Source organism: Paenibacillus sp. NPDC056579, assembly GCF_042793215.1.
Classification (GTDB): Bacteria; Bacillota; Bacilli; order Paenibacillales; family NBRC-103111; genus Paenibacillus_S.
The window spans coordinates 46,974-59,939 of the sequence record NZ_JBHTVD010000022.1 but is presented as its reverse complement, the minus strand read 5'-3'; the positions used below and the strand labels follow the sequence as shown (position 1 = coordinate 59,939).

Annotated in this window: 12 protein-coding genes; all 12 read left to right on the top strand. The window is 50.6% G+C overall.

What is annotated here, in order from left to right:
- Positions 1 to 315: 315 nt before the first annotated feature.
- The 12 genes from ACFQ88_RS38925 (at position 316) to ACFQ88_RS38870 (ending at position 12,939) form a co-directional block, all read left to right on the top strand.
- Positions 316 to 777, top strand: coding sequence for a CtsR family transcriptional regulator (locus ACFQ88_RS38925; RefSeq protein WP_239630924.1), 462 nt, complete (start codon positions 316 to 318; stop codon positions 775 to 777).
- A gap of 12 nt (positions 778 to 789) precedes the next feature.
- The gene (gene mcsA, locus ACFQ88_RS38920) at positions 790 to 1,308 is read left to right on the top strand and encodes a protein-arginine kinase activator protein McsA (protein ID WP_379463200.1); all 519 of its coding nucleotides are present in this window, start codon (positions 790 to 792) and stop codon (positions 1,306 to 1,308) included.
- Positions 1,309 to 1,335: 27 nt separating this feature from the next.
- Entirely contained in the window at positions 1,336 to 2,397 is a 1,062-nt protein-coding gene (mcsB, locus tag ACFQ88_RS38915) for a protein-arginine kinase McsB (RefSeq protein WP_379463198.1), read from the top strand.
- 71 nt (positions 2,398 to 2,468) lie between these two features.
- Positions 2,469 to 4,913 carry an ATP-dependent protease ATP-binding subunit ClpC gene (clpC, locus tag ACFQ88_RS38910; protein WP_239630927.1) on the top strand — a complete coding sequence of 815 codons (2,445 nt, stop codon included), beginning with the start codon at positions 2,469 to 2,471 and terminating at the stop codon, positions 4,911 to 4,913.
- A 270-nt stretch (positions 4,914 to 5,183) separates the two neighbouring features.
- On the top strand, positions 5,184 to 6,551 hold the full coding sequence (gene radA / locus ACFQ88_RS38905; RefSeq protein ID WP_239630928.1) for a DNA repair protein RadA: 1,368 nt from the start codon (positions 5,184 to 5,186) through the stop codon (positions 6,549 to 6,551).
- Positions 6,552 to 6,697: 146 nt separating this feature from the next.
- On the top strand, positions 6,698 to 7,777 hold the full coding sequence (gene disA / locus ACFQ88_RS38900) for a DNA integrity scanning diadenylate cyclase DisA (RefSeq protein WP_239630929.1): 1,080 nt from the start codon (positions 6,698 to 6,700) through the stop codon (positions 7,775 to 7,777).
- Between the two features lie 78 nt (positions 7,778 to 7,855).
- Positions 7,856 to 8,590 carry a CDP-diacylglycerol--serine O-phosphatidyltransferase gene (gene pssA / locus ACFQ88_RS38895; RefSeq protein WP_239630930.1) on the top strand — a complete coding sequence of 245 codons (735 nt, stop codon included), beginning with the start codon at positions 7,856 to 7,858 and terminating at the stop codon, positions 8,588 to 8,590.
- 183 nt (positions 8,591 to 8,773) lie between these two features.
- On the top strand, positions 8,774 to 9,868 hold the full coding sequence (locus tag ACFQ88_RS38890; RefSeq protein ID WP_239630931.1) for a PIN/TRAM domain-containing protein: 1,095 nt from the start codon (positions 8,774 to 8,776) through the stop codon (positions 9,866 to 9,868).
- Positions 9,869 to 9,947: 79 nt separating this feature from the next.
- The gene (ispD, locus tag ACFQ88_RS38885; protein WP_379463194.1) at positions 9,948 to 10,652 is read left to right on the top strand and encodes a 2-C-methyl-D-erythritol 4-phosphate cytidylyltransferase; all 705 of its coding nucleotides are present in this window, start codon (positions 9,948 to 9,950) and stop codon (positions 10,650 to 10,652) included.
- Complete coding sequence (gene ispF, locus ACFQ88_RS38880) at positions 10,649 to 11,134, top strand: 2-C-methyl-D-erythritol 2,4-cyclodiphosphate synthase (RefSeq protein WP_379463192.1); 486 nt, start codon at positions 10,649 to 10,651, stop codon at positions 11,132 to 11,134. The genes ispD and ispF overlap by 4 nt, the downstream gene beginning before the upstream one ends.
- A gap of 43 nt (positions 11,135 to 11,177) precedes the next feature.
- Positions 11,178 to 12,632, top strand: a complete 1,455-nt coding sequence (gene gltX, locus ACFQ88_RS38875) for a glutamate--tRNA ligase (RefSeq protein WP_379463190.1) — start codon at positions 11,178 to 11,180, stop codon at positions 12,630 to 12,632.
- 133 nt (positions 12,633 to 12,765) lie between these two features.
- Positions 12,766 to 12,939, top strand: a complete 174-nt coding sequence (locus ACFQ88_RS38870; protein ID WP_239630935.1) for a hypothetical protein — start codon at positions 12,766 to 12,768, stop codon at positions 12,937 to 12,939.
- Positions 12,940 to 12,966 lie beyond the last annotated feature (27 nt).

Here is a 12,966-nt window from a genome sequence, read left to right as displayed (position 1 = left end):
GACCGTTAAGCCTTCCAGCGTCGATGGTACTTGGACCGAAGGGTCCTGGGAGAGTAGAACGTCGCCAAGCAACGGCAAAGAGCTTTTCTGGATAACCTCCAGGAAGGCTCTTTTTTGTTTTTCTTTATTCTAAGGTGGTTATAATCATAACAGAGGGCTGTATTGTTTAAGCCGCAACCTGAGCATAAAAAAAGTTGAAGTGTCAACAATAAATTGAGTGTTTACCATAGTTGCAAATTTTCTGAAAACTGTTATAATGATACTAAAGTCAAAGAAAGTCAAAGTCAATTTACTTCTGGGAAGGAGGTTGAATTGATGCGTAATGTCTCCGAAGTCATCGAACAATACTTAAAGCAAATGATACAGCAAAGCAACGACGGCATTGTGGAAATTCAACGTAACGAGCTTGCGGATCAATTCGAATGCGTCCCCTCCCAAATTAACTACGTTATCAGCACGCGATTTACTTTGGAGAAAGGCTACATCGTAGAAAGCAAGCGCGGAGGCGGAGGATATATCCGGATTCAGCGCATTGAGCTGAACACTCACGGCTCGGTTCACGACCATATTTTTAAAACGATCAGCTCGCATATAGATCAAAGCGCATCCGAAGGGTTGCTGTATCAGCTTCAGGAGAACGGCATCATCACTCCGAGAGAAGCGGCGATCATGAGGGCGGCGATCTCGCGGGAAGTGCTGGTTTTGAAGCTGCCTCTGCGTGATGAGATTAGAGCCAAAATTATGAAAGCCATGCTGATATCCTTGTTGAGTAAATAAGGAGGGGTACTCATGCTTTGTCAGGAATGTGGCAAGAAGCAGGCCACGCTGCATTTTACAAAGATTTTAAACGGTGAGAAGACGGAGTTTCACATTTGTGAATCGTGTGCCAGAGAAAAGGGAGAACTGATCCCGGGCACGCCGAACGGCTTCTCTATTCACAATCTTTTGTCGGGGCTGCTGGATTTCGAGCCTTCCTCGCACAACCCGCTGGCTGCCAAAGCGCCGCCGAGCCGCTGCGAGCAATGCGGTTTAACGTATACGCAGTTCAGCAAAGTAGGCCGGTTTGGCTGCAGCTCGTGCTATAAATATTTTGACGATAAGCTGGATCCCCTGTTCAAGCGGGTTCATGGCAACACGATTCACACAGGCAAGGTTCCCAAACGCTCCGGCGGGTTAATTAAACATAAAAGGGAAATTGAGAATTTGAAGAAAGAGCTGTTGCTTCGGATTGATAAAGAAGAGTTCGAAGAGGCCGCCCACCTCCGGGATATCATTAGGGACCTGGAGAAGAAGGTAACCGAGGGTTGAGTTCCTTTTGGGCAAGGAGGAATTGCTATGACAACTAACCGTTTTACTGAGCAGGCGCTGAGTGAATGGATGAAGGGCGATGGACCCGATTCGGATATCGTCATCAGCAGCCGAATCCGTATTGCAAGAAACCTGCAATCACATCCGTTCCCTATGCTCTCCACAAACCAGCAATCAGAGGAAGTGCTGGATCTAGTATCGGGGGTCCTGAATAATGAGGATCTCCATACGATAAGCCGTTTTTCTCTGATTCCGCTTAGCGATCTTAACGAGCTGCAGAAAAGAGTGCTTGTAGAGAAGCATTTGATTAGCCCGGCTCTCGCTAATGAATCGAGGAACGGGGCGGTTATTTTAAGCGAAAATGAGTCCATCAGCATCATGGTGAATGAAGAGGACCATTTGCGAATACAATGCTTGTGCCCCGGTTTTCAGATTAAGGAAGCGTGGGATTTGGCCAGCCAAATCGACGATATTTTCGAGGTACAAATGGACTATGCCTTTGATGAAAAAAGAGGCTTTTTGACCAGCTGCCCGACCAATGTCGGTACCGGCATTCGTGCTTCGGTAATGATTCATCTTCCGGCGTTGGTGCTGACTCAGCAAATTAACCGGATTTTGTCGGCGATTACGCAGGTCGGTCTGGCCGTTCGCGGATTGTATGGCGAAGGGAGCGAAGCGCTCGGCAACCTGTTCCAAATATCGAATCAGATTACGCTGGGACAATCCGAGCAGGAGATTATCGATAACCTGTACGGCGTCGTCCGGCAAATCATCGAGCATGAGCGGGCTGCGCGGGAGAAGCTTCAATTAGAGAACAAAGCAAAGCTGCTGGATCGAATCAGCCGTTCATACGGGATCATGTCTTATGCAGCCATTATGGACTCCAAGGAAGCGGCACAGCGGCTATCCGATGTTCGTCTTGGCATTGATATAGGAATCATCAAAAATGTCCCTACACAGGTCATGAATGAATTAATGGTGATGACCCAGCCGGGTTTTTTACAGCAATATGCAGGAGAAAAGCTTTCGGCTGAAGAAAGAGACATACGTAGGGCTCAGTTAATAAGAGAGAAGTTTTCTCAAGGCTAGAACCTTACGGCAACTCCGGTAAGAAATTCATTGTTGTTTCCAACTTTTATTCTTTTATGGAGGTGTTACACATGATGTTTGGCAGATTTACAGAACGTGCGCAAAAAGTACTGTCTTTGGCACAAGAAGAGGCCGTTCGTTTAGGTCATAATAATATTGGCACCGAGCATATTTTGCTGGGGCTGATTCGTGAGGGCGAAGGGATTGCAGCCAAGGCGTTAATCGCTCTGGGCTTGGGTCTTGAGAAAATTCAGGACGAAGTGGAAGCCTTGATCGGCAGAGGTCAAGAGCAGCCTACGAATATCGCTTACACGCCCCGCGCGAAAAAAGTGATTGAGCTGTCCATGGACGAAGCTCGCAAGCTTGGCCATACTTACGTAGGTACGGAGCATATTTTGCTCGGGCTGATCCGTGAAGGCGAAGGCGTAGCGGCTCGTGTTCTGAACAATTTGGGAGTGAGCTTGAATAAAGCGCGTCAGCAAGTATTGCAATTGCTCGGCAGCAGCGAAGTGGTGTCTACGAACCATGGTAACACCACAAATGCAAATACACCTACGCTGGACGGCTTGGCACGCGATTTGACGGCGTTTGCCAAAGACGGCAACCTCGACCCTGTCATCGGGCGCAGCAAGGAAATCGAACGCGTTATCCAAGTGTTAAGCCGCAGAACCAAGAACAACCCGGTATTGATCGGGGAGCCTGGTGTCGGTAAAACCGCTATTGCGGAAGGACTTGCGCAAAAAATCATTAACAACGAAATTCCGGAAACACTGCGCGACAAGCGGGTGATGACGCTCGATATGGGCTCTGTCGTAGCCGGCACGAAGTACCGCGGTGAATTCGAGGATCGTTTGAAAAAAATAATGGACGAAATTCGCCAAGCAGGCAACATCATCTTGTTCATCGACGAGCTGCATACGCTGATCGGCGCAGGCGGAGCGGAAGGCGCTATCGACGCCTCCAACATCCTGAAGCCGGCATTGGCGAGAGGCGAGCTGCAGTGCATCGGTGCCACCACATTGGATGAGTACCGCAAATATATCGAGAAAGACGCGGCGCTGGAGAGACGCTTCCAACCGATTACGGTGGATCAGCCTTCTCCGGAGGAAGCGATCCAAATTTTGCACGGATTGCGCGACCGCTATGAAGCGCACCACAGAGTGAAAATTACCGATGAAGCCATCGAGCATGCGGTAAAACTGTCCGACCGTTATATTACGGACCGGTTCCTGCCGGACAAAGCGATCGACCTGATCGACGAGGCCAGCTCCAAAGTAAGGCTTCGCTCCTATACGGTACCGCCGGATTTGAAGAAGCTCGAGAGCAAGCTGGAGGATATCCGCAAGGAGAAGGATGCGGCAGTGCAAAGCCAGGAGTTCGAGAAGGCGGCTTCCTTGCGCGACACCGAGCAAAAGCTGCGTGAAGAGCTGGATTCCACGAAGAACGAATGGAAAGAGAAGCAAGGCCGTACCGATTCCGAAGTGACTCCGGACGACATCGCTCAAGTCGTGGCTAGCTGGACCGGCATTCCGGTTGTGAAGCTGGCGGAGGAAGAAACCGAGCGTCTGCTGAAAATGGAGTCGATCCTGCACGATCGCGTCATCGGCCAAGAGGAAGCGGTCAAAGCAGTGAGCCGCGCCATCCGCCGCGCAAGAGCCGGACTGAAAGATCCGAAGCGCCCGATGGGCTCCTTCATCTTCCTAGGACCTACCGGCGTAGGTAAAACTGAATTGGCACGCGCGCTTGCGGAATCGCTGTTCGGCGACGAAAATGCAGTCATTCGGATCGATATGTCCGAGTATATGGAGAAGCATTCGACATCCCGTCTCGTCGGAGCGCCTCCAGGATATGTCGGCTACGAAGAAGGCGGCCAGCTGACGGAGAAAGTACGCCGCAAGCCTTACTCGGTCGTCCTGCTGGATGAGATCGAGAAAGCACATCCTGAAGTGTTCAATATTTTGCTCCAGGTGCTGGAGGACGGCCGTTTGACCGACTCCAAAGGACGTACGGTAGACTTCCGCAATACGCTGATCATCATGACCTCGAACGTCGGTGCCGATACGATCAAGAAAAATTCTTCGCTCGGCTTCACTGCAGCGCATGATGCGGGCAAAGATTACAACAATATGAAAGATAAAGTGATGGGCGAGCTGAAAAAGAGCTTCCGTCCGGAGTTCCTGAACCGGATTGATGAAATCATCGTGTTCCACTCTCTGGAAGAGCAGCACATCGCACAAATCGTGACGCTGATGGCCGACGATCTCCGCAAGCGTCTGAAAGAGCAGGAAGTGGACTTTGTTCTTACCGACAAGGCGAAAGCTTTCCTCGCCAAAGAGGGCTTCGATCCGACTTACGGAGCGAGACCGCTGCGCAGAGCAATCCAGAAGCATATCGAGGACCGGTTGTCCGAAGAGCTGCTTCGCGGCCAAATCACCAAAGGCGATTCGTTGACCATCGACGAAAAAGACGGAGAGCTGACCGTAGAACGCAATCAAGGTGTTGCAACATCTTCATGATTTGTAACGTTAAACATCCTGTACCCTTCTTTCGAAGGGGCAGGATGTTCTTTTTTTGTCTTTGGCATCATATATATTACGGCGGCGTCCTGTGAAGCTATACCGCACCGGCGGGCTTCAGTATGTCCAAGCCGGAGGACAAGCCGCTCGTAAAAACTTTGCTTTTACGAGACTTTTTTATACAATAGAAGGGTTTTCATAACCTCCACAAAATGGTAAACTTTGATAAGACATTAGGCAACGGATGGAATAACAGCAGGGAGAATAATAATGGCAAAGCAAAAGACGAAATTCTGCTGCCAGGAGTGCGGCTACGAGTCGCCCAAATGGCTTGGCAAATGCCCGGGATGCCAATCCTGGAACACATTTGTAGAAGAAGTAGAAACCATCACGAAAACACAAGGTATTAGTTCTTCTTTATTGAAGACGAAAGAAAAGCCTGTTTCTATCATACATATAAAAAGCAGTGAAGAGCAGCGTATCGTAACGCGAAACAAAGAACTGAACCGGGTGCTCGGCGGTGGCGTAGTCCCAGGCTCACTGCTGCTGGTCGGGGGAGACCCCGGCATCGGCAAATCGACGCTGCTTCTCCAGACATCACACGATCTGACCCTGTCCGGACAAAAGGTATTGTACGTATCGGGCGAGGAATCCGTGCGGCAAACGAAGCTGCGTGCAGATCGTCTGAATGCCTCGTCGGAACAATTGTTCGTATTGTGCGAAACGAACCTGGAATTGATTGAAGCGGCGATCGAAGAGGTGCAGCCGGATTTTGTTGTCATCGATTCGATCCAGACGGTGTATCACCCGGGCGTTCAATCGGCTCCGGGCAGCGTAGCGCAGGTCCGGGAATGTACCGGCCATTTTATGCGGGTCGCCAAGATTAAAGGTATTGCGACGGTACTCGTTGGCCATGTTACTAAAGAAGGGGCTATTGCAGGCCCAAGATTGCTGGAGCATATGGTGGACTGCGTCCTTTATTTCGAAGGAGAGCGGCATCACTCATACCGGCTGCTGCGAGCAGTCAAAAACCGCTTCGGTTCAACGAACGAAATCGGTATTTTCGAAATGCAGGAGAACGGCTTGGTGGAAGTGAACAATCCTTCCGAGTTGTTCTTGTCGGAGCGTCCATTAGGCGTCTCAGGATCGACGGTAGTGGCCAGCATGGAAGGGACACGGCCGGTGCTTGTCGAGCTGCAAGCGCTTGTGTCCTCCACTAATTTCCCTTCGCCACGACGAATGGCGACAGGTATAGACCATAACAGGCTTTCGTTAATTATAGCGGTGCTGGAGAAACGAATCGGCATGTTTTTGCAAAATCAGGATGCGTATGTCAACGTAGCTGGCGGCGTCAAGCTCGATGAGCCTGCCGTTGACCTGGCGATTGCGGTGAGCATTGCCTCCAGCTTAAGAGAGCAGCCTACACAGCCTTACGATGTTGTGTTTGGGGAAGTAGGCCTGACAGGCGAGGTGCGGGGCGTATCCCGCGTAGATCAGCGGGTGAAGGAAGCGGAGAAGCTGGGCTTCCGGAGAGTCATTTTGCCGGAGAAGAGCTTGAAGGGCTGGACCCCTCCGAGCGGTATCGAGGTTATTGGCGTAAATACGGTGGCTGAAGCATTGAAGGCTGCCTTAGGATAAAAGCGGGGTAATAGATCATGCCAGGCGACGAGACTTTCTGCCGGAAAGCCGAAGCAGTGCTGACGAAGAAGTAGGTTTTCCTACGGAAAACCCAGTTAAAGCTTACGAAGTAGGTTTTCCATCGGAAAACCCTTAGGAGGGACAACATGAGCAAGGAAGAAATAAAAAGGGACGTGATGAGCCAGCTGCTGCAAATGGTTGCGCCAGGCACGGCCTTTCGCGACGGACTCGAGAACGTGCTGCGGGCCAAAACCGGAGCGCTGATCGTGGTAGGCTACAGCCCCGAAGTGATGGAGCTTGTGGACGGCGGCTTTTCTATCAATTGCGACTTCTCGCCGAACTATTTGTACGAGCTGGCGAAAATGGACGGAGCCATTATTTTGAGCGAGGATCTGAAGCGGATTTTGTATGCGAATACGCAGCTAATCCCCAATTCGTCCATCTCCTCGTCCGAGACGGGAATTCGCCACCGGACGGCGGAGCGGGTTGCCAAGCAAACTTCCAAGCTCGTCGTGTCCATCTCCCAACGCAGAAACGTCATCACGCTGTATCAAGGCAATTTGCGCTATGCCTTGAAGGATATCGGAGTGATTTTAACCAAAGCGAATCAGGCGATCCAAACTTTGGAAAAATATAAATCGGTGCTCGATCAAGCCTTAACGAACCTCGGCGCTTCCGAATTCGAGGAGCTGGTCACGCTGCACGATGTAACGAACGTCGTTCAGCGGATCGAGATGGTGCTTCGGATCAAAGCGGAGATTAAACGGTATATCAATGAGCTCGGAACGGAAGGGCGTCTTATCAGCATGCAGCTGGAAGAATTGGTTGGAGCTACCGAGCATGAGGCGCAACTTTTAGTCAAAGACTACGTAAGAGAATATCAAGAAGACAAAATTAAAGAAATTAACCAAAGCTTGAGACGCCTTGCGACGGATGAAATGCTCGATCATTCTCACATAGCGAGAATATTGGGCTATCCTCACTCCAGCATCAGCGCCGAGGAAACGGTCTCGCCTAGAGGATACCGGGTACTGAACAAAATCCCGCGGCTTCCGTCGGTCATCATTCACAATCTGGTAGAGCGGTTCCAGCAGCTGCCGCATTTAATGATGGCTACGATTGACGAGCTTGATGAAGTGGACGGAATTGGAGAAGTGCGCGCCCGTACCATCAAAGAAGGATTAAAACGAATTCAAGATCAAGTACTCATTGACAGACATATCTAACTTGCATACAATCAGAGGGTAGTCTAATATGACGAACATGTGTATTAGGGTACAGGAAACCAGAGGTGGACAATAACAATGCTAACTAAATCAATTCCCAACCTTTTTACAATAGGCAACTTGTTTCTGGGATTTATTTCGATCATTCTTGCCTTTAACAAGGAAGCGGAATGGGCGGCAATCATGGTAATTATAGCCATGCTGTGCGACGGTCTGGACGGCCGTGTGGCAAGAGCGCTGAATGCCCAGAGCGAGTTCGGCAAAGAGCTGGATTCTCTGTCCGATGTCATTTCGTTTGGTGTCGCTCCTGCGTTCATTATGTACGTGGTTGCGTTTACGGAGATGAATGCTGCGGCAGCCTGGATCATCACAGCCATTTTCCCGATTTGCGGAGCTCTCCGCTTGGCACGGTTTAATGTAGTGGCAGGCGTTCCAGGATATTTCATCGGTTTGCCGATTCCTGCTGCCGGAGGCGTGCTTTGTACGCTGGCGCTGTTTCATAACGAATTAAATACATTCGTATTGGTTTTGAGCACTTTGCTCTTGTCGTACTTGATGGTCAGCACGGTCAAATATCCTAACTTCAAAAAAGTAGGAATCCCGAAAAAAGCGATCTGGATTGCGCCGATTGTCGTCATCATCGCTGTGCTGCTGGCTTATCAGTATCCGAGCATGCTCTCCAAAATGATTTTCGTACCGTTGCTTCTTTACGCGCTGTACGGCTTAAAAAAAAACGTTGAACGCCTTTTTCCGAAACGAAGAAGAAAGAACAAATCCATGGACGAAGTGAATTCCGAGACGAGGTCCATGTAAAGGCTGACGGCTCAGTAAACCATCCATGATTCGTCAAAAGCGGAAATGAAAAGCATTTATTTTCCTGAACGGGAAAGTAAATGCTTTTTTTATTTTTCTTTCGCAACGACGATTAGGCAGGAAACTTTTGGTTCATAATTGTAACGAGTGAAATTTTAAATTGAAAAGGTTGGAGGTGATTCTATGATGAAAAGATGGTTCCAATGTTTATTTGCAGTTATCGGAGGCGTGTTAGGCTATGAATGGAGTGATACCGTCGGACAACCATTTTTCAAAATCATAGAAACGGTATTCGGCGTGGAGCAGGTGCGGGGCGAAGCATACTGGATGATGCTGGCGGGAGTCGTGCTCTTTTATTTAATCAGCTCATGGGCTGTGAATTATGGATTGCAAAAAATGCAGCAAAGCGAAGAAAAGGTGTCTTCCATTCCCATTACGGATTTAATCGCAGGAACGGTCGGCATGGCTGTAGGATTGGTGCTTGCGGTTATTCTACTTACGCCTTTCGAGCAAGCGGGATTGTATTCCCCGGTATTGCACGTCATTTTTACAATGATGCTGGGTGTTGTAGGGTTCCGGCTTGGCTATGCCAAAAAAGAAGAGCTCATCGTGCTGCTGGCCAAGGGGCGTTCGGCCAAGGACCGCAACCAAGGTGAGGGCAAAGGCTTCGAGGAGCATAAAATACTGGACACGAGCGTCATTATCGACGGCCGTATTGCGGACATTTGCAAAACCGGATTTATCGAAGGCACGCTGGTCATTCCTGAATTTGTATTAGAGGAGCTGCAGCATATCGCGGATTCCTCCGACTTGCTCAAGCGCAACAGAGGGCGCCGCGGGCTGGACATCCTTAATAAAATTCAAAAAGAGCTGGAAGTCAAGGTGCTGATCTATGAAGGAGATTTCGAAGAGATTTCCGAAGTGGACAGCAAGCTGGTCAAGCTGGCCAAAGTGCTGCAGGGCAAAGTCATTACGAACGATTTCAATTTGAATAAAGTGTGCGAGCTGCAGGGCGTTTCGGTGCTGAATATCAACGATTTGGCCAATGCGGTGAAGCCGGTAGTACTGCCGGGGGAAGAAATCTTGGTCCAGGTGATCAAGGACGGCAAAGAGCACGGACAAGGCGTCGCTTATCTGGATGACGGCACGATGATTGTAGTGGAAGGCGGACGCGACTTCATAGGGACCACGCTCGATGTGCTGGTTACCAGCGTGCTGCAAACGTCGGCCGGACGAATGATTTTTGCTAAACCGAAACTATTGGAAAAAGCTCTCTAAAACGTATATGATAGTGGGAGTGCGTGCTAAACGGGAAGGATCATTTCCGGCGGCATAGAAGCAGGTAGTAGGTGAAGGCATGAATCAGCTGGGAGTAGTGATTGTAGCCGCGGGCAAAGGCTCGCGTATGGGCACGAAAGAAAGCAAACAATATTTGCACTTGAACGGCAAACCGATTCTTGTACATACATTGGCATTGTTCGAGCGGATTGCGGAGGTCGACACCATCGTTCTCGTAACCGGAACAGAGGACGTGGAGCGCTGCCGCGGCTATGTGGAGCAATACCGCCTTACGAAGGTGCGGCATATCGTCGCCGGCGGCAAGGAGCGTCAAGACTCCGTATACAAAGGGCTTCAGCAGCTGGAAGGCAGCGTCGAATGGGTGATGGTGCATGACGGCGTCCGGCCTTTTGCCGCGGAGGAGCATGTTATCGCATGCTGGCGCAAGGCGATGGAGACTGAGGCCGCCGTGCTTGCCGTGCCGGTCAAAGATACGATCAAGGTAGTCGATCCGAGTGGGACGATCCAATCGACCCCGGACCGGCGCAGCTTGTGGGCGATTCAAACCCCACAAGCTTTTCGTCTTTCTTTGCTGCTGAACGCTTACCAGCAGGCGGAGAAGGACGCATTCCTCGGGACCGACGACGCCATGCTGGTCGAGAGGATCGGCACGCCTGTCCAGGTCGTCGAGGCGGATTACTACAATATCAAAATAACGACACCGGAAGATTTGCCTTGGGCGCAATGGATACTACAGAATGTCAGGGGAGAGGACAAACGATGATTCGAGTGGGACAAGGATTCGACGTACACCAGCTGGTGGAAGGAAGAAAGTGCATTATCGGCGGGGTAGACATTCCGTATGAGAAAGGGCTTCTCGGCCATTCGGACGCCGATGTGCTGCTGCATGCGATTAGCGACGCCATATTGGGGGCGCTCGGGCTTGGCGATATTGGCAAGCATTTTCCGGATACGTCCGCGGAATTTAAAGACGCCGACAGCTACAAGCTGCTGCTCGATGTATGGAAGCTGGCTAAGGAAGCGGGATATAAGCTCGGCAATATCGATTCGACGATCATTGCCCAGAAGCCGAAGATGGCTCCTTACATCCCGGCAATGGTTCAGCGCATAGCGGAAGCTTTGGAAGCGGACCTGTCGCAAGTTAACGTGAAGGCTACGACGACCGAGCAGCTCGGCTTTACCGGACGGGGCGAAGGAATCGCTGCGCAATCGGTTGTTTGTTTGATTCAAGATGTGCTATCATAAATTCAATTTGGCGGTTTTTTGAAACAAGAGAGGAGCGGCAGCTATGACACCATTTCGCGTAAGATACGCGCCAAGCCCGACCGGCCATTTGCATATCGGCGGCGCCCGTACGGCATTATTCAATTATTTGATAGCTCGCAAAAATAACGGTCAATTCATTATCCGGTTCGAGGATACGGACCAAACGCGTCATATGGAATCCGGAATCGGCAGCCAGCTGGACGGTTTGAAATGGCTTGGCCTGGATTGGGACGAGAGCGTCGATGTCGGCGGTCCGTTCGGCCCTTACCGTCAAACCGAGCGTTTGGATTTGTATCGCCCTTTCGTGGAGCAAATGCTTCGTGATGGTCATGCATACCATTGCTATTGCTCGGAGGCCGACCTGGAGCAGGAGCGGGCAGAGCAGGAAGCCAAAGGCGAAATGCCGCGATATTCCGGCAGATGCCGTCATTTGACACCGGCGCAGATTGCACAGTTTGAAGCGGAGGGACGCAAGCCGTCGATTCGCTTCCGCGTTCCGGCCGACAAGATTATCGCATTCGAGGACCGCATTCGCGAGCACGTAGAGTTCGAATCGAACGGTATCGGTGATTTCATTATCGTGCGCCCTGACGGGATTCCGACCTACAACTTTGCCGTGATTCTCGATGATCATCTGATGAATATTACGCTTGTTATTCGCGGAGAAGAGCATTTGTCCAATACGCCGAGACAGATCTTGATGTATGAAGCGTTGGGACTGGCTGTTCCTGAATTTGCCCATTTGGCGCTGATTTTGAACCAGGACCGCAAAAAGATGAGCAAGCGCGACGAATCGATCATTCAGTTTATCGAGCAGTACCGGGAGCTTGGCTATTTGCCGGAAGCGGTTCTGAATTTCATTACGCTGCTAGGCTGGTCGCCTAAAGGCGAGGAAGAAATATTCACGAAGGAAGAGCTCATCGCCCAATTCGATCTTGACCGGTTGTCGAAGAGTCCGGCCGTGTTCGATATGGACAAGCTCAACTGGATGAATAACCAATATTTGAAAAAAGCGGACTTGTCCCGTGTTGTAGAGCTGGCAGTGCCTCACCTGCAAAAAGCAGGCCGCATTTCCGCTGAACTTACGGCGGAGCAGCAGGAATGGGTAAGCCGTCTGGTCGGCTTAAATCAGGACCGGATGAATTATGCGGCGGAAATCGTTCCGCTGTCCGAGCTGTTCTTCCAGGACGAGGTTTCGTGTGAAGACGACGAAGCGAAAGCGGTACTCTCCGAGGAGTTCGTTCCTGCGGTGCTGGGAGCTTTTCTGCAGCAGGTGGAGCAGGCGGAGTCGTTCGCCGTAGAGTCGATCCCAGCTATGCTGAAGGCCGTTCAGAAGGATACGGGCTATAAAGGCAAGCAGCTCTTTATGCCGATCCGAGTTGCCCTGACAGGGCAAATGCACGGTCCCGATCTGAATATGAGCCTGTACTTGCTGGGCAAGGAAAAGGTCGTCTCACGGCTGAAGAAGTTATTGTAAACCGTAAGGTTTTTCGTTATACTAAGTAACATTAATAACACGAGGCGTTGAACAGGAGAGTACGATTAAGCTGGGATTTACAGAGAGGGCAACCGGGCTCGCGAGGGCCTGGGCTGGAAGTTGTCCATTCCCGTTGATTGGAAATGCACCTGGGAGCCGTATCGACGAGCTGTTGTCCGTTTCGGAACGGAAGCAGGGTAGTCGTACCGAACACGTTCACGTTACGAACGACGAGATGGACGAGAACTGGGTCCAAAGCAGAGTGGAACCGCGCACTTTCACGCCTCTGCAGCCGTTATGGCTGTAGGGGCGTTTTTTATATTTGCTTCATTTG

What these genes read in the sequence shown, in the direction of transcription:
- ispD (WP_379463194.1), top strand. Translation starts at nt 9,948, where the DNA reads ATGAATCAGCTGGGAGTAGTGATTGTAGCCGCGGGCAAAGGCTCGCGT.
- ACFQ88_RS38925 (WP_239630924.1), top strand. Translation starts at nt 316, where the DNA reads ATGCGTAATGTCTCCGAAGTCATCGAACAATACTTAAAGCAAATGATA.
- mcsA (WP_379463200.1), top strand. Translation starts at nt 790, where the DNA reads ATGCTTTGTCAGGAATGTGGCAAGAAGCAGGCCACGCTGCATTTTACA.
- mcsB (WP_379463198.1), top strand. Translation starts at nt 1,336, where the DNA reads ATGACAACTAACCGTTTTACTGAGCAGGCGCTGAGTGAATGGATGAAG.
- ispF (WP_379463192.1), top strand. Translation starts at nt 10,649, where the DNA reads ATGATTCGAGTGGGACAAGGATTCGACGTACACCAGCTGGTGGAAGGA.
- radA (WP_239630928.1), top strand. Translation starts at nt 5,184, where the DNA reads ATGGCAAAGCAAAAGACGAAATTCTGCTGCCAGGAGTGCGGCTACGAG.
- disA (WP_239630929.1), top strand. Translation starts at nt 6,698, where the DNA reads ATGAGCAAGGAAGAAATAAAAAGGGACGTGATGAGCCAGCTGCTGCAA.
- clpC (WP_239630927.1), top strand. Translation starts at nt 2,469, where the DNA reads ATGATGTTTGGCAGATTTACAGAACGTGCGCAAAAAGTACTGTCTTTG.
- pssA (WP_239630930.1), top strand. Translation starts at nt 7,856, where the DNA reads ATGCTAACTAAATCAATTCCCAACCTTTTTACAATAGGCAACTTGTTT.
- gltX (WP_379463190.1), top strand. Translation starts at nt 11,178, where the DNA reads ATGACACCATTTCGCGTAAGATACGCGCCAAGCCCGACCGGCCATTTG.
- ACFQ88_RS38890 (WP_239630931.1), top strand. Translation starts at nt 8,774, where the DNA reads ATGATGAAAAGATGGTTCCAATGTTTATTTGCAGTTATCGGAGGCGTG.